The sequence below is a fragment of the Hoeflea sp. Naph1 genome (assembly GCF_046837775.1).
Classification (GTDB): Bacteria; Pseudomonadota; Alphaproteobacteria; order Rhizobiales; family Rhizobiaceae; genus Hoeflea.
Genome location: NZ_CP177286.1, coordinates 2,521,251 through 2,544,815, shown reverse-complemented (window position 1 = coordinate 2,544,815; position 23,565 = coordinate 2,521,251). Strand labels below are relative to the sequence as shown.

General features: G+C 61.5%; 27 protein-coding genes. 12 read left to right on the top strand and 15 right to left on the bottom strand.

The genetic code is table 11. From position 1 onward, the window contains the following. Nucleotides 1-8: 8 nt before the first annotated feature. The 3 genes from accC (at nt 9) to ACK6D9_RS12050 (ending at nt 4,251) form a co-directional block, all read left to right on the top strand. Nucleotides 9-1,370 carry an acetyl-CoA carboxylase biotin carboxylase subunit gene (accC, locus tag ACK6D9_RS12060; protein ID WP_412051802.1) on the top strand — a complete coding sequence of 454 codons (1,362 nt, stop codon included), beginning with the start codon at nt 9-11 and terminating at the stop codon, nt 1,368-1,370. A 37-nt stretch (nt 1,371-1,407) separates the two neighbouring features. Then, a complete protein-coding gene (gene aat, locus ACK6D9_RS12055) occupies nt 1,408-2,028 on the top strand; it encodes a leucyl/phenylalanyl-tRNA--protein transferase (protein ID WP_322988075.1) in 621 nt (206 codons plus the stop codon). Between the two features lie 165 nt (nt 2,029-2,193). Further along, entirely contained in the window at nt 2,194-4,251 is a 2,058-nt protein-coding gene (locus ACK6D9_RS12050; protein WP_412048708.1) for an OmpA family protein, read from the top strand. A 30-nt stretch (nt 4,252-4,281) separates the two neighbouring features. On the opposite strand, the gene ACK6D9_RS12045 is transcribed toward ACK6D9_RS12050, so the two are convergent. From ACK6D9_RS12045 to gatB, 6 genes are all read right to left on the bottom strand, one after another. Continuing rightward, nucleotides 4,282-4,683, bottom strand: a complete 402-nt coding sequence (locus ACK6D9_RS12045; RefSeq protein WP_412051801.1) for a DUF2155 domain-containing protein — start codon at nt 4,681-4,683, stop codon at nt 4,282-4,284. 184 nt (nt 4,684-4,867) lie between these two features. Beyond that, nucleotides 4,868-5,266 carry an NADH:ubiquinone oxidoreductase subunit NDUFA12 gene (locus ACK6D9_RS12040; RefSeq protein ID WP_412048707.1) on the bottom strand — a complete coding sequence of 133 codons (399 nt, stop codon included), beginning with the start codon at nt 5,264-5,266 and terminating at the stop codon, nt 4,868-4,870. A gap of 104 nt (nt 5,267-5,370) precedes the next feature. Beyond that, a complete protein-coding gene (locus ACK6D9_RS12035) occupies nt 5,371-5,775 on the bottom strand; it encodes a GNAT family N-acetyltransferase (RefSeq protein ID WP_412051800.1) in 405 nt (134 codons plus the stop codon). A 195-nt stretch (nt 5,776-5,970) separates the two neighbouring features. Beyond that, the gene (locus ACK6D9_RS12030) at nt 5,971-6,468 is read right to left on the bottom strand and encodes an N-acetyltransferase family protein (RefSeq protein WP_412048706.1); all 498 of its coding nucleotides are present in this window, start codon (nt 6,466-6,468) and stop codon (nt 5,971-5,973) included. Between the two features lie 104 nt (nt 6,469-6,572). Then, nucleotides 6,573-7,235 carry a YdcF family protein gene (locus ACK6D9_RS12025; RefSeq protein WP_412048705.1) on the bottom strand — a complete coding sequence of 221 codons (663 nt, stop codon included), beginning with the start codon at nt 7,233-7,235 and terminating at the stop codon, nt 6,573-6,575. 11 nt (nt 7,236-7,246) lie between these two features. Next, the gene (gene gatB / locus ACK6D9_RS12020) at nt 7,247-8,749 is read right to left on the bottom strand and encodes an Asp-tRNA(Asn)/Glu-tRNA(Gln) amidotransferase subunit GatB (RefSeq protein WP_412048704.1); all 1,503 of its coding nucleotides are present in this window, start codon (nt 8,747-8,749) and stop codon (nt 7,247-7,249) included. 186 nt (nt 8,750-8,935) lie between these two features. Here gatB and ACK6D9_RS12015 point away from each other — a divergent pair, with 186 nt between their 5' ends. Further along, nucleotides 8,936-9,220 (top strand): DUF6455 family protein, encoded by a 285-nt coding sequence (locus ACK6D9_RS12015; protein ID WP_412048703.1) that lies wholly within the window; start codon nt 8,936-8,938, stop codon nt 9,218-9,220. Nucleotides 9,221-9,342: 122 nt separating this feature from the next. On the opposite strand, the gene ACK6D9_RS12010 is transcribed toward ACK6D9_RS12015, so the two are convergent. Next, the gene (locus ACK6D9_RS12010; RefSeq protein ID WP_322988066.1) at nt 9,343-9,870 is read right to left on the bottom strand and encodes a GNAT family N-acetyltransferase; all 528 of its coding nucleotides are present in this window, start codon (nt 9,868-9,870) and stop codon (nt 9,343-9,345) included. A 220-nt stretch (nt 9,871-10,090) separates the two neighbouring features. Continuing rightward, the gene (locus ACK6D9_RS12005) at nt 10,091-11,041 is read right to left on the bottom strand and encodes an AraC family transcriptional regulator (RefSeq protein WP_322988065.1); all 951 of its coding nucleotides are present in this window, start codon (nt 11,039-11,041) and stop codon (nt 10,091-10,093) included. Nucleotides 11,042-11,176: 135 nt separating this feature from the next. On the opposite strand from ACK6D9_RS12005, the gene ACK6D9_RS12000 reads away from it, so the two are divergent. Together ACK6D9_RS12000 and ACK6D9_RS11995 are read left to right on the top strand one after the other, a co-directional pair. Next, complete coding sequence (locus ACK6D9_RS12000) at nt 11,177-11,704, top strand: DUF4142 domain-containing protein (protein WP_412048702.1); 528 nt, start codon at nt 11,177-11,179, stop codon at nt 11,702-11,704. Further along, nucleotides 11,701-12,039 carry a cupredoxin family copper-binding protein gene (locus ACK6D9_RS11995; protein ID WP_412048701.1) on the top strand — a complete coding sequence of 113 codons (339 nt, stop codon included), beginning with the start codon at nt 11,701-11,703 and terminating at the stop codon, nt 12,037-12,039. The genes ACK6D9_RS12000 and ACK6D9_RS11995 overlap by 4 nt, the downstream gene beginning before the upstream one ends. 116 nt (nt 12,040-12,155) lie before the next feature. Here ACK6D9_RS11995 and gatA read toward each other — a convergent pair whose 3' ends face one another. The 3 genes from gatA to ACK6D9_RS11980 all read right to left on the bottom strand — a co-directional run bounded on the left by gatA (nt 12,156) and on the right by ACK6D9_RS11980 (nt 14,869). Beyond that, the gene (gene gatA, locus ACK6D9_RS11990) at nt 12,156-13,637 is read right to left on the bottom strand and encodes an Asp-tRNA(Asn)/Glu-tRNA(Gln) amidotransferase subunit GatA (protein ID WP_412048700.1); all 1,482 of its coding nucleotides are present in this window, start codon (nt 13,635-13,637) and stop codon (nt 12,156-12,158) included. Between the two features lie 141 nt (nt 13,638-13,778). Then, entirely contained in the window at nt 13,779-14,066 is a 288-nt protein-coding gene (gene gatC / locus ACK6D9_RS11985) for an Asp-tRNA(Asn)/Glu-tRNA(Gln) amidotransferase subunit GatC (protein ID WP_412048699.1), read from the bottom strand. 95 nt (nt 14,067-14,161) lie between these two features. Next, nucleotides 14,162-14,869, bottom strand: a complete 708-nt coding sequence (locus ACK6D9_RS11980; RefSeq protein WP_412048698.1) for a metal-dependent hydrolase — start codon at nt 14,867-14,869, stop codon at nt 14,162-14,164. A gap of 96 nt (nt 14,870-14,965) precedes the next feature. Between ACK6D9_RS11980 and ruvX the strand changes: the two genes are divergently transcribed. Next, nucleotides 14,966-15,463 (top strand): Holliday junction resolvase RuvX, encoded by a 498-nt coding sequence (ruvX, locus tag ACK6D9_RS11975; protein ID WP_412048697.1) that lies wholly within the window; start codon nt 14,966-14,968, stop codon nt 15,461-15,463. Here ruvX and ACK6D9_RS11970 read toward each other — a convergent pair. Continuing rightward, complete coding sequence (locus tag ACK6D9_RS11970) at nt 15,449-15,799, bottom strand: DUF6105 family protein (protein ID WP_412048696.1); 351 nt, start codon at nt 15,797-15,799, stop codon at nt 15,449-15,451. The two genes, ruvX and ACK6D9_RS11970, sit on opposite strands and share 15 nt — an antisense overlap. Continuing rightward, on the bottom strand, nt 15,796-16,413 hold the full coding sequence (locus tag ACK6D9_RS11965; RefSeq protein ID WP_412048695.1) for a hypothetical protein: 618 nt from the start codon (nt 16,411-16,413) through the stop codon (nt 15,796-15,798). The genes ACK6D9_RS11970 and ACK6D9_RS11965 overlap by 4 nt, the downstream gene beginning before the upstream one ends. Nucleotides 16,414-16,542: 129 nt before the next feature. Between ACK6D9_RS11965 and ACK6D9_RS11960 the strand changes: the two genes are divergently transcribed. After that, nucleotides 16,543-17,475, top strand: a complete 933-nt coding sequence (locus tag ACK6D9_RS11960; RefSeq protein ID WP_412048694.1) for an AEC family transporter — start codon at nt 16,543-16,545, stop codon at nt 17,473-17,475. A gap of 2 nt (nt 17,476-17,477) precedes the next feature. On the opposite strand, the gene ACK6D9_RS11955 is transcribed toward ACK6D9_RS11960, so the two are convergent. After that, a complete protein-coding gene (locus ACK6D9_RS11955; protein WP_412048693.1) occupies nt 17,478-19,124 on the bottom strand; it encodes an acyl-CoA dehydrogenase family protein in 1,647 nt (548 codons plus the stop codon). A gap of 126 nt (nt 19,125-19,250) precedes the next feature. Here ACK6D9_RS11955 and ACK6D9_RS11950 point away from each other — a divergent pair, with 126 nt between their 5' ends. From ACK6D9_RS11950 to dprA, 4 genes are all read left to right on the top strand, one after another. Then, a complete protein-coding gene (locus ACK6D9_RS11950) occupies nt 19,251-20,183 on the top strand; it encodes an aspartate carbamoyltransferase catalytic subunit (RefSeq protein WP_412048692.1) in 933 nt (310 codons plus the stop codon). Then, the gene (locus ACK6D9_RS11945; protein ID WP_412048691.1) at nt 20,180-21,466 is read left to right on the top strand and encodes a dihydroorotase; all 1,287 of its coding nucleotides are present in this window, start codon (nt 20,180-20,182) and stop codon (nt 21,464-21,466) included. Before ACK6D9_RS11950 ends, ACK6D9_RS11945 begins: the two co-directional genes overlap by 4 nt. A 90-nt stretch (nt 21,467-21,556) precedes the next feature. Next, a complete protein-coding gene (gene plsY, locus ACK6D9_RS11940; protein ID WP_322988079.1) occupies nt 21,557-22,135 on the top strand; it encodes a glycerol-3-phosphate 1-O-acyltransferase PlsY in 579 nt (192 codons plus the stop codon). Then, nucleotides 22,135-23,286, top strand: coding sequence for a DNA-processing protein DprA (dprA, locus tag ACK6D9_RS11935; RefSeq protein WP_412048690.1), 1,152 nt, complete (start codon nt 22,135-22,137; stop codon nt 23,284-23,286). The genes plsY and dprA overlap by 1 nt, the downstream gene beginning before the upstream one ends. Here the strand turns inward: dprA and ACK6D9_RS11930 are convergent. Next, complete coding sequence (locus ACK6D9_RS11930; RefSeq protein ID WP_412048689.1) at nt 23,266-23,475, bottom strand: hypothetical protein; 210 nt, start codon at nt 23,473-23,475, stop codon at nt 23,266-23,268. The genes dprA and ACK6D9_RS11930 overlap by 21 nt on opposite strands. Nucleotides 23,476-23,565: the final 90 nt, after the last annotated feature.

The following is a 23,565-nucleotide window of genomic DNA, read 5'->3' as shown; positions in this document are numbered from 1 at the left end:
GTCAGCCCATGTTCTCCAAGGTTCTCATCGCAAACCGTGGCGAAATCGCTCTGCGGGTGCTGCGCGCGTGCAAGGAGCTGGGCATCCAGACCGTGGCCGTGCACTCGACCGCCGATCAGGACGCCATGCATGTGCGCCTGGCCGATGAAAGCGTGTGCATCGGGCCACCGCCTTCGCGCGACAGCTACCTCAATATCCACCAGATTGTCGCAGCCTGCGAGATCACGGGTGCCGATGCGGTGCACCCGGGCTACGGCTTTTTGTCGGAGAACGCCAAATTCGCCGACATTCTTGATGCGCACGGCATCACCTTCATTGGCCCGACCGCGGATCATATCCGCCTAATGGGTGACAAGATCACGGCCAAGAAAACGGCTGTGTCGCTTGGCATCCCCTGCGTGCCGGGCTCTGATGGCGAGGTGTTCGACGTAGAACAGGCTATAAAAGTTGCCGAGGTAACCGGTTACCCGGTGCTGATCAAGGCAACAGCAGGCGGCGGCGGCAAGGGCATGAAAGTGGCCCATAATGCCGAGGAGCTGTCGGAAGCCCTGTCGACTGCGCGGTCGGAAGCGCTGGCAAACTTCGGCAATGACGCCGTCTACATGGAAAAATATCTGGGCAAGCCGCGTCATATCGAAATTCAGGTTCTTGGCGATGGCGAAGGCAACGCGATTCATCTGGGCGAACGCGACTGTTCGCTGCAGCGGCGGCACCAGAAGGTCTGGGAAGAAGCCAATTCACCTTCGCTGAACGAAGACCAGCGCATGGAAATCGGCGAGATCTGTGCTGCGGCGATGCGCAAGCTGAAATATCGCGGCGCGGGCACCATCGAGTTTCTCTATGAAAACGGGGAATTCTATTTCATCGAAATGAACACGCGGCTGCAGGTCGAGCACCCGGTGACCGAAGCGATCACCGGCATCGACCTGGTCAACGAGCAGATCCGGGTCGCTTCCGGCGCAGGCATGTCGGTCACCCAGAGCGACATCCGCTTCCATGGCCACGCCATCGAATGCCGCATCAACGCCGAGGATCCGGACACGTTCGTGCCATCGCCGGGAACGATCACCCATTACCACACACCCGGCGGCCTGGGCGTACGGGTCGATTCAGGCGTGTATCAGGGCTACAAGATCCCGCCCTATTACGACAGCCTGATCGGCAAGCTGATCGTGCACGGACGCACGCGCGTTGAGTGCATGATGCGGCTCAGGCGAGCGCTGGATGAATTTGTGGTCGACGGCATCAACACCACGCTGCCGCTGTTTCGCGATCTTCTTGCCAATCCGGACATCGCCAATGGTGACTACGACATTCACTGGCTGGAAAAATTCCTTGCCGCCAAGGCTGAGGCCAAAGCCGGTAAATAGGATCGCGGGCAGGTCCGCGGCGCGGGGCACCTGAGGTATGGCACGCAGTTCGTATCCGCCGATCACGCCCGACCTGCTGTTGCAGGCCTATGCCTCGGGGCTGTTCCCGATGGCCGATTCGGCAGATGATCCTGAACTTTTCTGGGTCGAGCCGGAAATCCGCGGCGTGCTGCCCTTGGACAAGTTTCATGTGCCGCGGCGGTTGGCCCGGACGGTACGCCAGGCCCCCTACCAGATTCGCTTCGACACGGACTTCGACGGCGTGCTGGCGGCATGCGCTGCTTATGCCGATAACCGGCCATCGACCTGGATCAATTCCACCATCGCGGAACTTTACAGCAGCCTGCACCGGCTCGGTCACGCCCACTCGGTGGAAGCCTGGCTGGATGGGGAACTGGTTGGAGGCCTCTATGGCGTCTCGCTCAGGCGCGCCTTCTTCGGCGAGAGCATGTTCACCCGCGCCACCGACGCCTCGAAGATCTGTCTCGTGCATTTGGTCGAGAGGCTGCGCGAGCGCGGTTTCATCCTGCTCGACACCCAGTTTACCACAGAGCACCTCAAGCGGTTCGGCGCCATCGACATACCCCGCGATGATTACGCAGATCTGCTTGCAGAAGCGCTTGAGGGCGACAACATCGCCTTTTCCGACCCTGCATAAATCACTCCCATATTTACACGGAGGCTTATGCCACACCAACCGCCGCTACGCGTCGCTGAGCAGCCCGGCGCGGGTCGAGCCCTGCGTGCAGATTGCCTGAAGGGAACCAAGCAAAGCCACAATGCGTTGTCAGGGTGAAGGAACATCCACCTACAGGAGTCACCCGTGACCTCAACTCGCCTCTTACTCGCCTCGACCGCTGTTTTCAGCCTCGGGGGTCTGGGTCTCTCGCATGCCGTCCCATTTCCGCAAGCCGGGTTGCTGAACGCTGCCCCGCCTGCGCTAACCCGTTATCTCGTAAAGGTGCAGATCAGCGCTGACGACGCACAGGCAGCCCTCGCTGCTGCCCAGGCGCGGCTGGCAGAAGCGGAGGCGTCCGGCGGCGACGTTGCCGCCGCCCAGGCAGACGTGCAGGCTGCGCAGGCAGCGCTTGCCGCCGCACAAGCCACGCCTGGCACGGCAGCTGAACCCGCACCAGCCGCGCCTGCAGCCGAGCCCACGCCTGAGCCTGCTGCCGAAGCGCCAGCAGTAGAAGCCGCACCTGAGCCTATAGCACCTGTGGAAGAAGCCGCGCCGACAGCGGAGCCCGAGGCAACACCCGCCCCTTCAGCAGAAGCGCCAGCCGAATCCATGCCTGCCGAAGACCCCGCAGCAAAGGCTGAGCCGGAAGCACCGACTGAACCCGCGGTAGAAGCGCCAGCAGCCCCTGAACCAGCTGCTCCAGAAAAAGAAGTTCTGCCCAAGGCAGAAGCCCCTGCAGAGCCTGCACCCGAAGCCTCAGCAGAACCTGCAGCTAAGCCTGCACCTGCGGAATCGGCGGCTGAGGCTGCTCCTGCGGACGAACCTTCAACCGAGCCGGCTGCTGAGGCTGAGCCAGCAGTCAAACCTGCAACGGAACCTGCTGCAGAAACAAACGTCAAACCTGAACCCAAGCCAGATGCCGCGCCTGCGGCTGAGACGGTCCCTGCTCCAGAACCCAAGCCAGACACGACGCCTGAAAATGCACCCACTCCGCAAGCCAAGCCGAACGCGACAGCCGAGCCGACGGCAGAACCAGCAGCTGACGCAACTGCCGAACAGCCCGCGCCCGCCAAGCAACCTGCCGCCGAACCAGCAGAAGAAGTGCTGACGCTGCCTGTCGAGGACGGCGCGCCAGTGCTCGACAGCGCCAAGGAAGATGCCGAACCGGCCAAGGCAGGCGAAGCCCCCGCTCCTGCCCGTTCAAAACCATCTGCGCGACCGGCAGCCGCACCTAAATCGGACGCTGAAGCCCAGGCGCCGGCAGCAAATGATCGTCGCGCACCCGAACGGGCCATGTCCGAACAGGGTGAACGGGTCAAGGAACGCCCGGTACGGGAGCGCCAGACCGATGTGACGATCATCAACCAGATCGATAACCGCACGATCATTGAGGTGGATAACCGCACCATCATCGAGCACGACGACGATCAGCGGCTGCGCGCCGGCAGCGACGAAGTCTATTATGAGCAGCTGCGTGGCGGTCGCGTCCGGGAAGTGATCGTCAGACCCAACGGGGTACAGCTGGTCACCATCACCAATCGCTGGGGCGATGTGATCCAGCGCACGCGGGTGATGCCCGACGGCCAGGAATATGTGCTGTTTTATGCAAATGCGCGCAGCGACGGCTCCCGCGAGGCCTTTGTCGATCCGGGCCGCGAACTGCCGCCATTGCAGCTGTCGATCCCGATAGACGAGTATATTCTGGAGGCCACCGTGGCCGAGCCATCAGCTTACCTCGAGTTTCTTATGGAGCCGCCGGTGGAGCAGGTCGAACGGCTGTATTCGGTCGAGGAAGTCCGCTATTCGGCCCGAATTCGCGACAAGGTTCGCCGCATCGATCTTGATTCCCTGACATTCGAATTCGGCAAGGCGACGATTGCCGAGGACCAAATCCAGCAGCTTTCAAATGTTGCCGATGCAATGGAAGAGATCCTCGAAAACAACCCCGCGGAGACCTTCCTGATCGAGGGCCATACCGATGCGGTGGGCCGCGATGAAGCCAATCTGGTGCTGTCTGACGAGCGCGCCGAAACCGTGGCCGTCGCGCTCACAGATGTGTTCGGGATCCCGCCGGAAAACCTGGTCACCCAGGGCTATGGCGAGCGGTATCTGAAGGTTCGCACGGAAGCGCCGGAACGGCTCAATCGCCGCGTGACGATCCGCCGGATCACACCACTGGTTACCCCCGTGGCCTCACGCTAATACTCCCCTTGAAGCAGCCGGTCGGCGCGATCAGTTCGCGTCGGCCGGTGCGGGTGGCGGCACGTCGGAGCTTTGCTTGCACTCTTTCAACCAGACGTCATAGACGGCGTGGTCAACAGCATTGAGGCCGGGAGAATCGGCAAACATCCAGCCGGTAAACAACCGCCGGATCTTGCGATCGAGGGTGATTTCATCGACCTCGACAAAAGTGGTGGTCTTGGGCGCCTCGGTTTCGTCGCGGCTGTAACACACACGCGGCGTCACCTGCAGCGCGCCAAACTGCACGGTCTCGTTGACATAGACATCGAAGGTCGTGATCCGCCCGGTGATCTTGTCGATGCCGGAAAAGACGGCCACCGGGTTTTCGACGCGTGCGGCTTCTGCTGGCACCTGCACGCCTAAAACCGCGACCGCACCGAGCACCAGCGCCATGGCGCGCCCGGCAATATTATTAGCTTTGAAATTCATATGCTTCACTCGTCACAACGATGTCCCGTCGGCGGGGTGCCGGTCGGGCGTGATCCAGGGCGTCTTTGATCGAGACCCTAATTCAACGCCGTCACTGAAGCGTTAACCATGCAATTGTGTCATGGCTGCGCCGGTCGCAATGAAGAATTCAGGATTTCGGGGTCCAGGCGTCGTAGTCGCCGGTTACATGCGGACGGGCGCCCTGATTGAGGATCGATCCCTTCGGCCGGTAGGCCAGCGCGGTGCCGGTGTAGTTCTGCTGGTGCGCCAGTTCCCACGGCTTTGCCACATAGGTTTCCGCCGAGGGTGCGACGTCGGTGCGGTGATGCATCCAGCCATGCCAGCCGGACGGGATCTTCGAGGCGTCGGCCGGGCCATTGTAAATCACCCAGCGACGGGTGCGGCCTTCCGAATCGGTTCCGCCCTGATAATAGACGTTGCCCATCTCATCCTCGCCGACGCGCCTGCCATGCCGCCAGGTATGGAAACGCGTTCCCATTGTCTGACCGTTCCACCAGGTGAAAATCTGAAGAAGTAGCGTCTTCATGTAAGCCTCTCGTCCGGGGGGCCGCGCGGGGGCATTCCCCCTTGGGCTGTGCCTGCCTTATGACGCGGTCCGGCGCTGATGTCCAGTGGCGCACGTGGCGATGCTCAGCGCATTTTCATCTTGAATCCGAGATGGCTCTGGACAAAGCCGAGGCGGTTGTAGAAGCGGTGTGCGTCAACCCGCGTGGCGTTCGACGTCAATTGCACCAGCCGCACGCCGTGCACCCTGCCCTGTTCGTTGGCGTGGCCGATCATCGCCGCGCCGATCCCCAATCCGCGGCGATCCGAGCGGGTATGGACAGCCTCGATGATCAGACTCGACGAGCCCTTGCCGGTCATCGAAATAATCAGCGTGGTCTGGAAGGTGCCTACCACCTCACCCTCGCTGACCGCGACAAACAAGGTGTCATTGGCGCTCGCGGCGATGCGTTCAAAGGCCGCATGATAAAGCGGCAGATCGGCGGGATCGGCACTATCGCTATGGCCACCCAGGTCATCCTGCGCAAACATGGCGGCGATCGCGGCCACATCGGTCTTTTCGGCAGTACGAATTTCGACAGCAAGCGCCACTATATCATCCTCCCCAAGGGGTCAGCGTCGCCACCTGAAACAGCAGCCGATTTTTTGGGGCTGTTGCTGTTTCAGCCACCCTTCTTATTCCCCGCCTTTGGCGATTTGGAATTCGGGGTCTGACTTGCCACCGCGCTATCCAGTGATCCTTTTTTCGAGAATCAGCGCCGGAATTCCCGACTGATCCTTCCCGCAATTCTCTGTGCGGCCTGCCTCGGCCATGCCGTGAGCCTGATAGAAGCCGATCGCCGGTTCGTTGCCCGGATCCACTTCCAGGGTGAGTTTTTCAGCGTCGGGAAAGCAGCTCTCGATCTCGGCGAACAGATCGCGACCGATCCCAAGCCCCTGACATTCGGGCCGAACGTAGAGCTGGTGCAGCGTAATCGTCTTGCCATCAGCAGATTTGCTGGCAAATGCAACGCCGCCAATCATCTTGCCATCGTCGGCTACCAGATACTCGCCATCCGGACGCGAAAGCGCTGCCGTGACAGCAGCTTCGGAATGCCAGTCGGCGATGATCTGCTCAACCTTGTCTGCGCCATAGAACTGCGCGTAGGTCGCCCGCCAGATCTCGGCCAGGACTTCACGGATGGCGGCGTTGTCCCGGGACGACGCGGAGCGGACAAAAAACATCGGCAGTTTCCTCAGGTTTTCACGGCTCGGCCGTGTCTGCTGGACGATCAGTGGTTGGTGGCAGGCGGGTAGCAACCCACAATCCAGCATCATCCAGCAATCAATCAATGGTCAAGTGAACGCACGCCTGCTGGCAAATGGTGGGTAAACCCGGCCACGACAAGGGTATCAAACGCATTTCGTACTTCCGGCGGAAGCGGTTGGCTGGCTTGAAAGCCTTTTTCGGCATAGGCCACCATGCGCCAGACGTCGCCGACCATCTCGGCAATCAGCGCCTCTAAGGGGTGATGCTCGCTCGGCTGTGCTGCCAGCCCATGCTCAGGCGCGGCGATCATCGAGAACACTTCGGGCCAATTTACCATCAGCGACGCGCTCACCCGGCGCCGGGTTTGCGGCTTCGTCACCCAGACGACCCGTTGCGCATCCGGCAGCAGCGCGCGGACAAAGCCGATGTTTTCGGCGATATTGGTTGATTTTGGCTCAAGACTGATCGCGTCCGCGGGAACGCCAAGGGCGATGGCATGGTCAGCAAAAGCCTGCGCTTCTGACGTCGCATACATGCCCCGCGTCCAATTGCCCGACGCGCCTGCAAAGACAATTCGCGGCGCCAGCCGGTTCTGATACAGCTCGACGCAACGGTCAGATACCCGCAGATCATAACTGCCCAATCCGATGATCGCATCGGCGGCGGCAAGCGGCGTCCCGGTATCGTGATAGGCCCAGAGAACCTGGGCTTCATGCATTGCCGCGGCGTTGCTGATGGCCATCGGCTTGACGGTCAGTCTTCGATGCCGAGCTTGGCCTTGACCAGATCCTGCACCGCCTTGGGGTTAGCCTTGCCGCCAGTGGCTTTCATCACCTGACCGACGAACCAGCCGGCCAGCGCCGGCTTGGCCGCGACCTTGGCCACCTGATCCGGATTGGCGGCGATGATCTCGTCAACAGCCTTTTCGATGGCGCCAGTGTCGGTGACCTGCTTCATGCCCCTGGCTTCAACGATCTCGGCCGGGTTGCCACCTTCAGTAAAGACGATCTCGAACAGATCCTTGGCGATCTTGCCGGAAATGGTGCCATCCTTGATCAGATCCAGAATGCCGCCGAGCTGCTCGGGCGAAACCGGAGTCTCTTCAATGCCTTTGCCGGCTTTGTTCAAGGCGCCCAGCAAGTCGTTGATGACCCAGTTGGCTGCGGTCTTGCCGTCACGGCCCGAAGCCAGCAATTCGTAATAATCGGCAATCGCCTTTTCCGAGACCAGGATCGAGGCGTCATAGACGCTCAGTCCCATGTCAGCGACAAGCCGGGCCTTCTTGTCATCGGGCAGTTCCGGCAGATCGGCCTTCAGCGCTTCGACAAAAGCATCATCGAATTCAAGCGGCAGCAGGTCCGGATCGGGGAAATAGCGGTAATCATGCGCGTCCTCCTTCGAGCGCATCGAGCGGGTTTCACCCTTGGCCGGGTCAAACAGACGCGTCTCCTGATCAATGCTGCCGCCGTCCTCGATGATCGCGATCTGGCGGCGGGCTTCGTAGTCGATGGCCTGGCCGACAAAGCGGATCGAGTTGACGTTCTTGATCTCGCAACGGGTCCCGAACTCGCCGCCGGGCTTGCGGACCGAGACGTTGACGTCGGCGCGCATCGAGCCTTCGTCCATGTTTCCGTCGCAGGTGCCGAGGTAGCGCAGGATCGAGCGCAGCTTGGTGACATAGGCCTTGGCCTCATCGGCCGAGCGCATGTCGGGCTTGGAGACGATCTCCATCAGCGCCACGCCGGAGCGGTTGAGATCGACATAGGACATGGTCGGGTGCTGGTCGTGCATCGACTTGCCGGCGTCCTGTTCAAGGTGCAGCCGCTCGATGCCGATCTCGATATCCTCGAAATTGCCCTGGCGGTCGGGACCGACCGAGATGATGATCTCGCCCTCACCGACGATCGGGTCCTTGAACTGGGAGATCTGATAGCCCTGCGGCAGGTCGGGATAGAAATAGTTCTTGCGGTCAAATACCGAGCGGTTGTTGATCTGGGCCTTGAGTCCCAACCCGGTACGCACGGCCTGGGCCACGCATTCCTGGTTGATTACCGGCAGCATGCCGGGCATCGCCGCATCGACCAGGCTGACATTGGAATTGGCGGCACTGCCGAAATGGGTCGAAGCGCCCGAGAACAGTTTCGAGTTGCTGGTCACCTGAGCGTGAACCTCGAGGCCAATGACAATCTCCCAATCGCCGGTGGCGCCGGGAACAAGGCGTTTGGGTTCAGGAGTGCGGGTATCGACAAGGCTCATGGCATGCTCATTGATTGGGAACGTTCAGCGTCCTGTCCGGTAGAACAAAGCCGGCCAGACTGCAAGGCTTTCGGCGCATGACAACGCTCCTTGCCTCTCGCCACTATCTGCAAATTGTTTGACCAGGATCAAAGCAGACAGCGTTTTCGGGCGTAAATTCACGGCCAGTTAGAGGAGGAATGGCCGATGAGCGTTCTCGATATTTTCAGCCGCCTGACCCAGCAAGCCGACCTGATGGACGCAATGATGGACAAGCTCGGCGTCGCTGACGAGATGCGCGGCCTGCCCGATCACGCCGCGGTCCTGCGTCGGGCTGCCAACCGCTGCCTGACCTGCGACCGGCCCGACAGTTGCCAGGAGTGGCTGGGCCATGAAATCAACCCTGACGAAGCGCCGGGCTTTTGCCGAAATCACGACCTGTTTGACCGGGTTCTCGATCAGATGGCCGCCGAAACGACGTCGGCCGCGTAGACGGTGGCATGACCCGCCCTATGAATTAAAGTTCCCTCTAGGCGAAGTGATCTTTGCCCAACTCAAAAACCCGGACCGCATTATTGCCTCCGGGTCTTTTTTTTGCCCGCGCATTGCCGGTTTCAGATCCCATAGAGCCCGTCTTCGTCGGCTTCCTCCGGGCTGGCGTCGAGATCGAAATCCTTGATCATCTCGACCTTGTCGATATCCTGGTCGATCACGTCCGAATAGGTGACAAAATAGGCTTTTACGCGATAGCCGAGCCGCTTGTAGAGCCGGATCGCCCCGGCGTTGCGCGCATGGGTTTCGAGCCGGGCTGCGGGGTAACCGCGCTGAATGATCTGCGCCTCGATGACCTCAAGCAGGCCTGAGCCTATCCCCTTGCGCTGAAACTCCGGCTGGACCCAGAGATCGGTGATGAAGTCATCGGCCTTTTCGCAAGACCCCCACCCTGCGAGATCACCATTCCATTCGGCGACAAGGATGTCGGGCCAGAAACGCGTGCAGAAATCATAATAGGCAGCTTCGGCGTTGTCGTGGAGCCTGTCGGCATCTTCACCCCAACTGCCGACCACTGCCTCCCAGGCAGCCAGCCCGATTCGGGCAAGATGCTGGGCGTCGGCCGAATTGGCCGGCCTTATGGCAAGCATGCGGGCTTTGCTCCCCGAGTTGTAGGCCGTTGCCGGTCAACCAGCCTGGATCCCGACACTGTCGCCGGTAACGGGCGCGCCATCAAGCCCCCCAGGCGCGCCATACCCCAGTTCAGGCCCGCCGCAGCGGCGGCGCGCTATGGCAGAGTGCCGTTGTGGGACACTACAGCGCTGTTCACCCAGCTAAATGAGCAATGCAACCGTAAGCATTGGAGAATGGCTAAATTCTGGGGGATTGTGCCTGGCTGCGGCTGGCAGCGGGAGAAAAGCCGGTTTCGCGCTTGAACACCCGCGAGAACGCCGATTCGGAGGCGTAGCCGGCGAGCGCCGCGGCATCGGCTACGCTGGCATGATGCTCGACCAACGCCTGGCGGGCGATCTGCATCCGCCAGGATGTCATGTAGTGCAGCGGCGTGACCCCGAACTTGCTGGTGAAGGCAACGGCAAAGGTGGTGCGCGACATGCCGGCCTCACGCGCCAGCGCGTCGATGCTCCAGTTGCGCTGGGGATTGCGGTGGAAAGCTTGCAGCGCGCGGGCCAGCCTGCGGTCGGCGAAGCCCGAAAGCGAATGGGCGTCGCCCTCGCTGCGTTCGATATAGGCCCGGATCGCCTGGGCGAAAATTGCCTCCGACATTTTCAGCGCGATCAGGTCACCACCCAGCCGGGAGCCACCGGCTTCTGCGCCGATCACCCTGAGCGTGGCGTCAAGCCAGGCGCCTGCGGCCTCGCCGTAATTGGGGATGTGCAGGATCGGCGGCAAACGGTCATAAATCATGTGGCGGACGCCGGGCGCCAAGGAAAAATGCCCGCAAATCAACTGGATGTCGCGCTTGCCTCCATCGCCACCCCAGACCAGCACACCGTCGCCCTTGAAGCCCGAGCGCTCAATCACCTGTTCAAGCTCGATTGCATCCGGTGGCACCGTGATCGGGCAATGCAGCACATGCTGGGCGCCATGGGGGATGATCGCAAGGTCGCCCTGGGCCAGCATCAAGGTGTCACCGGTCGATGGCAAATAGATCAGGCAATCGCCGCGGTGTGCGTAGTGAAACCGGGCCACATTGTTAAAGGCCGGCACGCGTACGCCCCAGGGTTCGGAAAAACTCGAACGGAAATAAAGCGTCCCTTTGAGGGAAAGCCGGGTGAGGATATCACTGAGCAGGTCAAGCATGCTGACATAATGCGCCAAACCCCGGGAATGTCCACACTACGGAACGATCGGGCAGAATTATCGGCGGATCCAGCATTCACCCGTACTGTTTCTCTTGCGATCAATGGGCTCCTTAAACCAACCGGAGTACCCCCGATGAGACACCCGATCCTTTCCCTTGCCCTTGTGCCGATGCTGTTTTCGGCCCCTGCTGTGGCCGCCGACGCCATGAATGACCTGCAGATCGCCCACGCCGCCTACACTGCCGGTGACATCGATATCCGCTATGCCCATCTGGCGCTGGCGCTGTCGGATAATGCCGATGTGCGCGACTTTGCCAACACCATGGTGCGCGACCACGCAGCGGTCAACGACGCCGCCATCGCGCTGGTCACCGAGCTCAAGGTCACGCCCGAAGACAATGCACTGAGCCAGGCGCTGGTCAAGGGTGCCGCCGACAAGCGGGCCGAGCTGATGTCGCTTGAGGGCGAAGCTTTCGATTGCGCCTATGCAACCAACGAGCTGGCCTACCATCAGGTCGTCAACAAGACGATTGCCGAGAGCTTCCTGCCCGCCGTCACGGTGGCACCGCTGAAGGACCTTCTCGAGGATGCGCTGGCCACCTTTACCCAGCATGAAGGCCATGCCGAGCACATGGTTGCGCAATTAGGCTGCGCCTCATGAGCAGGATTACCCGTCGGCAATTCGGTGGCGTATTCGCCGCCGGATGCGCCGGGCTGCTTTCAGGCGTTCGTGAAGGCCGTGCCGCAACCACCCATCAGGTCGAGATCAAGAGTTTTCACTTCGATCCCGAACGACTCGTGATCAAGGCCGGCGACACGGTGGAATGGATCAATCACGACATCGCCCCGCATACTGCGACGGCCGATGACAAGAGCTGGGACACAAAGACGCTGCGCAAGAACAAGAGCGGCAGCATCACCTTCGCGGACACAGGCACGCAGACCTACTACTGCAGATTCCATCGCAAGATGGTCGGGGAAATCATCATCGAATGATCCCCGTGTGATGTCGCCCCGGTTTCCCGCCACGACAAATGGGCGACAAGCCCGCCGCACATACTCGCTTGCGGCGGGCGTTTTGCTGTCTTGTTACAACCGCTTATACCGGCTTGCTACCACCAGCGCTTGGGCTCGAACCGGCCGGCGGCCTGTTCGATCACGTGAGCGGTCCTAAACAGGGTTTCCTCGTCGAACGGGCGACCGATCAGCTGCAGGCCGAGCGGCAGACCCTTGGGATCAAGGCCGGCGGGCACGGCAATACCGGGAAGGCCCGCCATGTTGACGGTGACGGTGAAGATGTCGTTGAGATACATCTTGACCGGATCGCTGGCGAGATTTTCATCCCCTACGGCAAAGGCCGAGGACGGGGTGGCGGGCGTCAGGATGGCGTCGACACCAGCGTCAAAGGCCAGTTCGAAATCGCGCTTGATCAGTGTACGGACCTTCTGGGCGCGCAGGTAATAGGCGTCGTAGTAGCCGGCCGAAAGCACGTAAGTGCCGATCATGATGCGGCGCTTGACCTCCTGGCCGAAACCGGCGGCACGGGTCTTTTCATACATCTCGGCAATGTCCTTGCCGGGTACACGCAGGCCGTAGCGGACACCGTCGTAGCGAGCGAGATTCGACGAGGCTTCGGCAGGTGCGACGATGTAATAGGCGGGTAGCGCATATTTGGTGTGCGGCAGCTCGATGTCGACGATCTCGGCGCCTGCATCCTTGAGCCAGGCGATTCCCTGCTGCCACAGCGCATCGATTTCCGCGGGCATGCCGTCGATACGGTATTCGCGCGGGATTCCGATCTTCAGGCCCTTGACCGAACCGCCGAGCGCGGCCTCGTAATCGGGCACCGGCATGTCCATCGAGGTGGTGTCCTTGTCATCGACCGATGCCATCGACTTGAGCATGATCGCCGCATCGCGCACGTCGCGGGCGATCGGGCCTGCCTGATCGAGTGAGGAAGCGAAGGCAGCAATGCCCCAGCGCGAGCAGCGGCCATAGGTGGGCTTGATGCCGACGGTGCCGGTAAACGCCGCGGGCTGGCGGATCGAGCCACCGGTGTCGGTGGCGGTAGCACCAGCGCACAGCAGTGCTGCAACCGCTGCGGCTGAGCCGCCCGAGGAACCGCCCGGCACCAGATTGGCGTTGGAGCCTTCCGCGCGCCAAGGGTTGATCACCGGGCCGTAATAGGAGCTTTCATTGGACGAGCCCATCGCGAATTCGTCCATGTTGAGCTTGCCCAGCATGACCGCGCCGTCAGCCCACAGATTGGCGGTGACGGTGGACTCATAGCGCGGCTCAAAACCATCAAGCACGTGGCTGCAGGCCTGAGTGTGCACACCTTCAGTGGCATAGAGATCCTTGATGCCAAGCGGAATGCCTTCCAGCGCGCCGGCCTTGCCGTCGGCGCGGCGGGCATCGGAGGCCTTGGCCATGTCACGGGCCTTGTCGGCGGTGACCTTCACATAGGCATTGATCGCCGGATTGGCGGCCTCGATGGCTCCGAGATAGGCGTCGGTCAGCTCGAGGCTGGAAAAGCCGCCCTTGCCCATTTCGTCTCGGGCTTCGGCGATGGTCAGACGGGTCAGGTCGGTCATGCGGACAACTTCTTTTCAAAGAACCGGGAATAGCCGGAATCAGGATTATCGAACACGGCACCACACATGATGACGCCATGATTTTCACAGAGCCGGACGGCGGTGGCGCGGCTGCAAACTGCGACCGAGACCGACATGGGCTTACTCGACCACCTTCGGCACCACGAAGAAATTGTCGGTGGTTTCGGGCGCATTGGCAACGATGTCGTCAGCCTTGGAGCCATCGGTGACGACATCCTCGCGCTTCTTCATCCCCATCGGCATTACCGAGGTCATCGGCTCGACGCCGTCGACGTCAACTTCCGACAACTGCTCGACAAAGCCGAGGATGACGTTGAGTTCGCCTTCCATGCGGCTGGCTTCCTCATCGGTCACCGCAATGCGGGCCAGGTGCGCGACACGTTTGACGGTGGCTAAATCTACGGACATCAGGTCCTCATCGGGTCGTGTGAACGGGTGGCCCCGCTATAACGGTGGCTGGCAGGCGGCGCAACTGCGCAACGCCGATTTGTCGAACCTCACGGTCAGACCTCGATTAAGCCGCCGGATTTCGGCACGGCGACGCTGGCGGCGTCGTCTTCCATTGCTTCGAGAAACCCATCCGCTGTCTGGTCGAGAAACGGAAACGAGCCATAATGACAAGGCAGCACTTTGGCGAAGGAGAAAAACCGGCGGCAGGCCAGCGCCGCCACCGCGCCGCCCATAGTAAAGCGGTCGCCGATCGGCACAATGCCGATTTCCGGACGGTGCAACTCGTTGATCAGCGCCATGTCGGAAAAGATGTCGGTATCGCCCATGTGCAACAGCGACGGTTCATTATCAAAATGCAGCATCAAGCCGTTGGCATTGCCGAGCGAGTGCGACACGCCATCGGAAGTGATCTGAGCGGAGGAATGCAGCGCATTGACGAAGGTGGCGGAGAAACTGCCGAGCGGAACGGTGCCACCGGTATTGCCCGCTTCGATCTTCTCAAGCCCGTGATGATGGCCAATCCATGCCGCCAGGTCGGCGTTGGCGAGAATGGTGGCGCCGGTCTGCTTTGCAATCTCGGCGGCGTCCCCTACGTGATCGCCATGGCCGTGGGTAAGCAGGATGTGGGTGACACCCTTGACCGCGTCTTTCCTGTCATTGCCTTCAAAGCCCGGATTGCCGGTCAAAAACGGATCTATCAGGATCGTCGCCTTGGCGGTTTCAAGCCGGAATGCCGAATGGCCGAGCCAGGTGATCTTCATTGGATATCTCCTCGTATTTGTCGGTTTTGTTCGTTAAACCGGATTTTCTCATATCTAACGCGGCGTCGCCGCTGGCGCAAAGGCGGAGTGCAAGACATGGCGGTTATCGAAATAGAGGAACTCGCCAGGTGCATCCAGCCGGGTCAGACCATTGCAGGGATCGACTTGGGGACTGTAACCATCGGATTGGCGGTCTCGGATCTGTCGCTCAGGCTGGCGTCGCCACGACCGATGATCAAGCGCAAGAAATTCACGCTCGACGCCGTGGCGATGCTGGCGGCGTTTGAACGCGATCGGGTTGGGGCTGCGGTGATCGGCCTGCCGGTCAACATGGACGGCAGCGAAGGCCCGCGAGTGCAGGCGACCCGCGCGTTCGTACGAAACATGGCGGAAAAATCCGACCTGCCCTTCGTGTTCTGGGACGAGAGGCTGTCGACGGTGGCTGCCGAGCGGGCACTGATCGAAATGGATGTATCGCGCAAGAAGCGCAAGGAACGGATCGATTCGGCCGCTGCCAGCTTCATCCTGCAGGGCGCACTCGACAGGTTGACGGGTTTACGTGCTGCGGCTCAGTCCCACTCAGGGGATGTTTGAATAATTGATCTCGGGCACGGTCTTGGACTCCCGGACCATTTCCTCGCCCTTGTCCCAGCCGAAATAGTGCTGGATCGCCGACCAGATCTGCTTGCGCCGACGCTTGAGCACAACGAAGCCCAGCACCAGAAACGTATCAAAGACAATTGCCTTGAGCACCAATGGTGGGATCGATTCGGGCGGCATGCCGAGAAGATTGCCGTAGATCACGAACACCAGATCGTGCAGATCGCGGGTCAGAATTCGAAACCCGAAATTGAGATCGTAGTAGGACAGTCCATACCAGCCGCCGAGCAGGACGATGGGGGCAGCCCAAAGAATGAGGAATATCTTCATGTCGCCTGCTCCCGACGTGAAAGCGTGGCTAACTGGGCGCTGAAGGCCGCATGGCTGGCGGCATGATCTGCAATGACGTCCTCAAGCAAGGCTGTATCGTCGGCTGCAGGATCGCTGGCGACAGGAATAGAGGTGAGCGAGAGAACGATCAGCAGAAGCCCGCCAAGGGCTGCGATCTCAAGCAGCAACAGGGTCCCTGCCTGGCCGCCGGCAAAGCCCAAAACCATAGTAACCGCTGCCGCCGCAGCGGCGCACATCGCCGCTCCTTCGGCCAATGGCCGCGCATCGCGCTGCTCGGCCTCTTCACCGAGCACCCGGAACATTGTGGCAAACAGAATCAGGCCGGCTGCAGCAAGATTGAGGCCGCCGAGAAGGCCGAATATCATGCTCTGCGCGGTTGGCTGAATGCCGATCGCCTTCATCGCCGTCAGCAGGGAATCAATCAATCCGGTGTTGGAAAACAGTTTCAGTCCTGCCAGATGTACCCCACCCTGCGGCGCATAGGTCACCACCAAGGCCAGCAACGACAGGAAGCAAACCCAAAATATCATCATGGCGGCATAAAACAGGCGGCTCGGCGTCATAACAGGTCCGTTACCAATCACGAGAGACATATCATTAACTCCAACCATGGACTTCGGGTTCCGCAGGCGCAATGTAAACCATTTGTTAAGGTTAACGGATGGCATTGCCCTGTGGAAACCGCCCGCTTATGACGGGCCCCTTTCCAACAGGAACAGCCCATGATCCCGATATTCGAAAGCATCCTGCCGATCTTCCTGATCGTGCTGCTAGGCGTGGCGCTCAAACGCGCACCCTTTATCGATCAAAGCGTCTGGCCGGGGCTGGAAACACTCGGCTATTACGTGCTGTTTCCCGCGCTTTTATTCCTGACGCTGGCGCAGGCCGATTACAGCAGCTTCGAATTGGGCACGGTGGCGATGGTATCGCTGATCGCGGTCATGGTGATGATTGCCCTGTTGCTGGCGGTCTATCCCCTCGCCCGGGCCCAGGGCATCTCGGATGCCAGCTACAGCTCGGTGTTCCAGACCTCGTCGCGCTGGAACGGGTTCATCGCGCTGGCGATTGCCGAGAAGCTGGCGGGCGTCGAAGGTTTGGCGCTAGTCGCGCTGGTCATGGCGGTGATCGTCATCCCGCTCAACCTGATCAATGTGGCAATGATGGTGTGGTTCGGGACCGGCACCCGCAGCTTCGGTTCGCTGGCCCGGCGGATCATCGGCAACCCGCTGATTCTCGGCTGTCTCGGCGGGATCCTGGTTGGCGCACTGCCATTTGGCATCTACCCACCGATGGAACAGGCCATCGACCTTGTCGCCCGGTCGGCGCTGGGGCTTGGCCTGGTCATGATCGGCGCCGGATTAATGGTCACCGATGCCTTGCGCCCGACCCCGGCACTGATACTGCCGGTGGTTCTCAAGCTGCTGGTGTTTCCGGTGATCATGATCGGGCTGGCGCTCGGCTTCGGGCTTGGCGGCGAGACGCTGATCATCCTGGCACTGTGCGCAGCGGTACCGACGGCAATGAACGGCTTTGTACTGGCGCGGCAGATGGGGGGTGACGCGCCGCTCTATGCGGCGGTCGCAATGCTGCAGACCATCGCCTCGTTCCTGACCATTCCCGCCGTGCTGTGGGTCGTCGGCCAGTTGGCTGGATAAATTCAGGTTGCCGGCGGATACAGCATGTCGACGATCTGGCGCGCATCAAAGCGCGCGTCAAGCATGCCATAGGTCGAGCGCCAGGCGCCGCCCAGCCGGGTTTCGACAAAGGCTTCGGCGACATGACCGGCGCCAAGACGGGTGAGCTCGGCAGCAGCAGCAGCCAACGCCAGTTGCTCGGTCAGCATCCGGCTTGCGCCCTCGTCGCGTTCGGCAACCGCCATGCAGGCCCTGAGCACATCAACGGTTCGCGGACCGGCCGCGCCAAGATCGTCGTTGATGCTTTGCAACGCCACATCGCAAAGTTCGCGGCCGCGGGTCAGCACCCTGAGCACATCGAGCGCCATGACATTGCCCGAGCCTTCCCAGATCGCGTTGACCGGCGCTTCGCGGTAATGGCGGGCAGCAGCGCGCTCCTCGACATAGCCGTTGCCGCCCATGCATTCCATCACCTCATAGATGATCGATGGCGCGATCTTGCAGACCCAGTACTTGATCACCGGCGTCATCAGCCGGGCAATGGCGGCTTCGGCGGGCTTGTCACGGGCGTTATCAAAGGAGCGGGCAAGCCGCAGTGACAGCGCAGTGGCGGCGGCGACATCGAGCGCCAGATCGGCCAGAACCCGGATCATCAGCGGTTGATCGATCAGCAACTCGCCAAACACCCGGCGGTGACGGCAGTGATGCACCGCCTCGGCAAGGCTCGCGCGCATCATGCCGGCGGAAGCAAGCGCACAATCGAGCCTGGTCAGGGTGACCATGTCCAGAATGGTGCGGATGCCCTCGCCCTCGCCGCCGAGCAGGAACCCGTAGGTGTCGGAAAACTCGACTTCCGAGGAGGCATTCGAGCGGTTGCCGAGCTTGTCCTTGAGCCGTTGCAGCCGCAGGCCGTTGAGGTTGCCGTCTTCGAGAATGCGCGGCACCAGAAAACAGCTCACCGCATCGCCGGTCTTGGCCAGCATCACGAATGCGTCCGACATCGGCGCCGACATGAACCATTTGTGGCCTTCCAATCGATAGACCCCCTCGCCAGCACGCACGGCCACGCTTTCATTGGCGCGGACATCGGTGCCGCCCTGTTTTTCGGTCATGCCCATGCCGATGGTAACACCGGACTTCTGCATCGCCGGGCGGTTGCTGGAATCATAACGGCGCGAGACCACCAGCGGCGCCCAGCTTTTTTCAATGCGCGGCGAGGCCATGATGGCGGCGATCGAGGCGTTGGTCATGGTCAGCGGGCACAGGTGGCCGCATTCGAGCCCGGCGGTTAGATAGAAGCGGATGGCGCGGGCCTGATGAGCAAAGCCTGCTTCCTCGCGCTTTCCCTCCCAGACCGAGCCCTGCAAGCCGATCGAGACACCACGACGCATCAGCGCATGCCAGCTGGGATGGAAATCCACCTGGTCGATGCGGTTGCCGAAACCGTCATGGGTTCTCAGTTCCGGCACCGCGCGGTTGGCAATACGGGCGAGATCCTGGGCTTCAGCAGAGGCCACGAACTTGCCGGTGGTCTCGAAATCGTCGCGCAGCGCACGCGGCATGTCGCTGGCGATATCCTTGAGCAGGGGATCGGATCGAAACGCGTTGTGCCCCGAAAACGGCGGGCTCTGATTGTCGGCCTGGTGGCCTGAAGGTTGGGTCGGGCTCATCGCACCTCGCTTACAGGGATTCGTTACGTATTGCATGGGGACATCAGCGTTTTCCGCCAGCGCATCCTTGCCCCCGTGCGAGAACCTTTCTATGAACACTGCAAATTCTAGATCACAGGACACCCGATGTCATTTCCGCACCGTCACCTGCTGGGTATCATGCAGCTCTCGGAGCAGGACATCCATTATTTGCTCGACCGCTCGGACGAGGCCGTCAAACTCTCGCGACAGCGCGAAAAAAAGACCTCGACCCTGCGCGGGCTGACCCAGATCAACCTGTTTTTCGAAAACTCGACGCGGACCCAGGCTTCGTTCGAACTCGCCGGCAAACGGCTGGGTGCGGACGTGATGAACATGTCGGTGGCCAATTCCAGTGTCAAGAAGGGCGAAACCCTGGTCGATACGGCGATGACGCTCAACGCCATGCGGCCCGACGTGCTGGTGGTGCGGCATTCATCGGCCGGCGCAGTGGCGCTGCTTGCACAAAAGGTCGGCTGCCCGGTGATCAATGCCGGTGACGGCGCCCATGAGCACCCGACCCAGGCGCTTCTGGACGCGCTGACCATTCGCCGCGCCAAGGGCAAGGTCGGTCGGCTGATCGTTGCCATCTGCGGTGACGTGCTGCATTCGCGCGTTGCCCGCTCCAACATTCTGTTGCTCAACGCGATGGGCGCGCGGGTGCGGGTGATCGCCCCTTCGACGCTGCTGCCCGCGGGCATCGCCGACATGGGCGTCGAGGTATTCCACCGGATGGAAGACGGGCTCAGGGATGCCGATGTGGTGATGATGCTGCGGCTGCAACGCGAGCGCATGGCCGGTTCCTTCGTGCCATCGGTACGCGAGTATTTCCGCTATTTCGGGCTTGATGCCGAAAAACTGAAACTGGCCAGGGAAGACGCGCTGGTGATGCATCCCGGCCCGATGAACCGCGGTGTCGAGATCGCCTCCGACATTGCCGACGGGCCGCAAAGCGTGATCGAGCAACAGGTCGAGATGGGCGTGGCGGTGCGCATGGCGGTGATGGAAACACTGATGCTCGAAGGGGAGTTGGCGCGATGAAGCCGCGGGTACTCGCCAATGTGCGGATCATCGATCCGTCAACGCAGATGGACGAAACCGGCGATATCGTCATCATCGACGGCAGGATTGCCGCCATAGGCGCTGCGGCAACCGGTTTTGCCGTGCCGGCCGGTGCCGAGATCGAGGATTGTTCCGGGCTGATTGCCGTTCCCGGCCTGGTCGACGCCTGCGTGCATATCGGCGAACCCGGCGCCGAGCACCGCGAGACCATTGCCTCGGCAAGCCGCGCGGCAGCCTGCGGCGGCGTCACATCGATCGTCATGATGCCGGATACCGATCCGGTGATCGACGATGTGGCGCTGGTGGATTACGTGCAAAGGCTGGCGCGCGACGAAGCCGTCATCCGGGTCTATCCGGTCGCGGCCCTGACCAAGGGGCTCAGGGGCGAGGAGATGACCGAATTCGGACTGTTGCTGGAAGCCGGTGCGGTAATGCTCAGCAATGGCCGGCACACGGTCGACAATCCAGCAGTGATGCGCCGGGCGATGACCTATGCGCGCGATTTCGGCGCCGTGGTGGCCGTCGCCACCCAGGACCGGCAACTGATCGCCACCGGGGTGATGAACGAGGGCCTGTTTGCCAGTTGGCTGGGTCTGCCGGGAATTCCGCGCGAAGCCGAGATCATTCCGCTCGAGCGCGATCTGCGGCTGGCCGCGCTGACGAAGGCACGTTACCACGCGATGAGCATCTCGGTGCCTGAATCCGCAGACGTGATCCGCACCGCCAAAGCGCGCGGGCTGCCGGTCACCGCAGGAATTTCCATCAACCACCTGACCCTTAACGAGACCGATATCGGCGAATACCGCACCTTCTTCCGGCTGTCGCCGCCGCTCAGGACCGAAGACGATCGCCGTGCCATGGTCGCCGCAATTGCCGACGAGACCATCGACATCATCGTCTCGGCGCATGACCCGCAGGACGTCGACACCAAGCGGCTGCCATTTGCCGATGCAGAGAACGGCGCGATCGGGCTGGAAACACTGCTGGCGGCAGCGCTCAGGCTTTACCATTCCGGCGACGTTTCGCTGATGCGGCTGATTGATGCGCTGTCGACCCGTCCGGCGCAGATCCTCGGCCTCGACGCCGGAACGCTGAAGGTGGGCGCACGCGCCGACATCGCCCTGATCGACCCTGAATATCCATGGGTGCTGAGCAAGGACGAGATCGTTTCCAGGTCCAAGAACAGTGCCTTTGAGGATGCCCGGTTCACCGGCAAGGTGTTGCAAACACTGGTTGCAGGTGCCACAGTTCACAGTGCCTGATCCACGCCCGTACGGCGGCAGATTGCGCAGCAACGCAGGAGACATCGCACCGTGCCTGAACTGGTCAGTTGGTCCCTTCCCGCTTCGGTGATGCTCGGCTCTTTGCTGTTTGGCTATCTCTGCGGCTCGATCCCGTTTGGCCTGATATTGACCCGCATGGCCGGACTTGGCGACGTGCGCAAGATCGGCTCGGGCAATATCGGCGCCACCAATGTTCTGCGCACCGGCAACAAGAAGCTGGCGGCCGCGACCCTGCTTGCCGATATGCTCAAGGGCACGGTGGCGGTTGTCGTCGCCCGCGAGGCAATCGGGCTGGAGGCGGCGCTGATTGCCGGCCTCGGCGCGTTCTTGGGGCACCTCTATCCGGTCTGGCTGAAATTCAAGGGCGGCAAGGGCGTGGCCACCTATCTCGGCGTGCTGCTCGGGCTGGCACCGATGGTGGTAATTGTGTTCGCAGTTATCTGGCTCGGCATGGCAAAGCTGTTTCGCTATTCCTCGCTGGCCGCGCTTGCAGCGGCGGTGGCGGTGCCGATTGCACTTTATCTTTATGGGAGGCCGGACATCGGCTCTCTGTTCGTGGTGATGTCGCTCATCACCATCCTGAAGCACCACGCAAACATCCGCCGGCTGCTGGCAGGAACCGAAAGCCGGATCGGGGACAAGGGCTGATGCCTGCGGGCGGCGAAGGACGACGCGGTGTCGTCCTCTCCGACCGCCAACGGCTCTCCTGGCTGCGGCTGATCCGCTCCGACAATGTCGGCCCGGCGACCTTTCGTGACCTGATCAATCATTTTGGTTCTGCCGAGACCGCCATCGAGCAATTGCCGGAACTGTCGCGGCGCGGCGGTGCGGCGCGCAGCATCCGGGTGGCAAGCATAGACGATGCCGAGCGCGAACTGGCGGCCACGCAGCGCTTCGGCGCGCAACTCATCGGCATCGGCGAGCCCGACTACCCACCCGCACTCAGGCGCATCGACGGCGCACCGCCGCTGATTTCGGCGATCGGCGATCTGACGCTGGCGACGCAGACAAGCGTCGGCATCGTCGGCGCCCGCAATGCCTCGGTATCGGGCGCCAAGATGGCGGCGCGAATGGCGCGCGAACTGGGGGTTGCGGGCTACGTAATTGTCTCAGGAATGGCCCGCGGCATCGACGCCGCCGCCCATCGCGCCAGCCTGGATCAGGGCACCATCGCCGCCATGGCCGGCGGGCTGGACCAGCCTTACCCGCCCGAAAACCTGGAACTGTATAACGAGATCTGTTCGGGCAAGGGGTTGGCGCTGAGCGAGATGCCGATGGGCTGGGAGCCACGGGCGCGGGATTTCCCGCGCCGCAACCGGCTGATTGCCGGCATCGGCCTGGGGCTGGTGGTGATCGAGGCAGCGCAGCGCTCCGGTTCGTTGATCACTGCACGGCGGGCGGCCGATTTTGGCCGACTGGTGTTTGCCGTTCCCGGCTCTCCGCTGGACCCACGCGCGGCGGGCACCAACGGTCTGCTCAAGGACGGGGCAATCGTAACCACCGAAAGCCGCGACGTGATTGATGCACTGGCGCCGTCGAGCCAGCTGATTTCCCGCGATGACCCGATCCTGGAAGAAACGGGTGATGACGACGCCCTACCAGCCTCCGAACCTGCGGAAAACGACCGGGCGCGGATCATCGAGGCGCTGGGCCCCTCACCCGCAGAAATCGACGACCTCATCGCCCATACCGGCGTCGATCCGGCGACAGTCTATCTGGTATTGCTGGAACTGGATCTTGCCGGCCGGCTGCATCGCCACCCCGGCGGCATGGTATCGCTAGCGTTCGACAGTCCGTAAAGGGCGCTGCCCGGCCAGCACATCGCCAGCCTCAATGTAGGCCATTTCAATCAAATAGCACAGCATATCGGCGTTTTCGCTGTCGGCTACAGTGCGCAACTCCGACAGCTTCTGCATTATATAGGTGATGTTCTGCTCCGTCCGGGCACTCTGCAATGAACCTGCTGTGGGACGGACCGCCATACTCATCACCTCTTTCCAAGTCGCTGATTTCATCGTTTGAAGGCCCACGTACCTTGCTGAAAATCAGGATAAACCAAATATCTTGAATTGCAATAC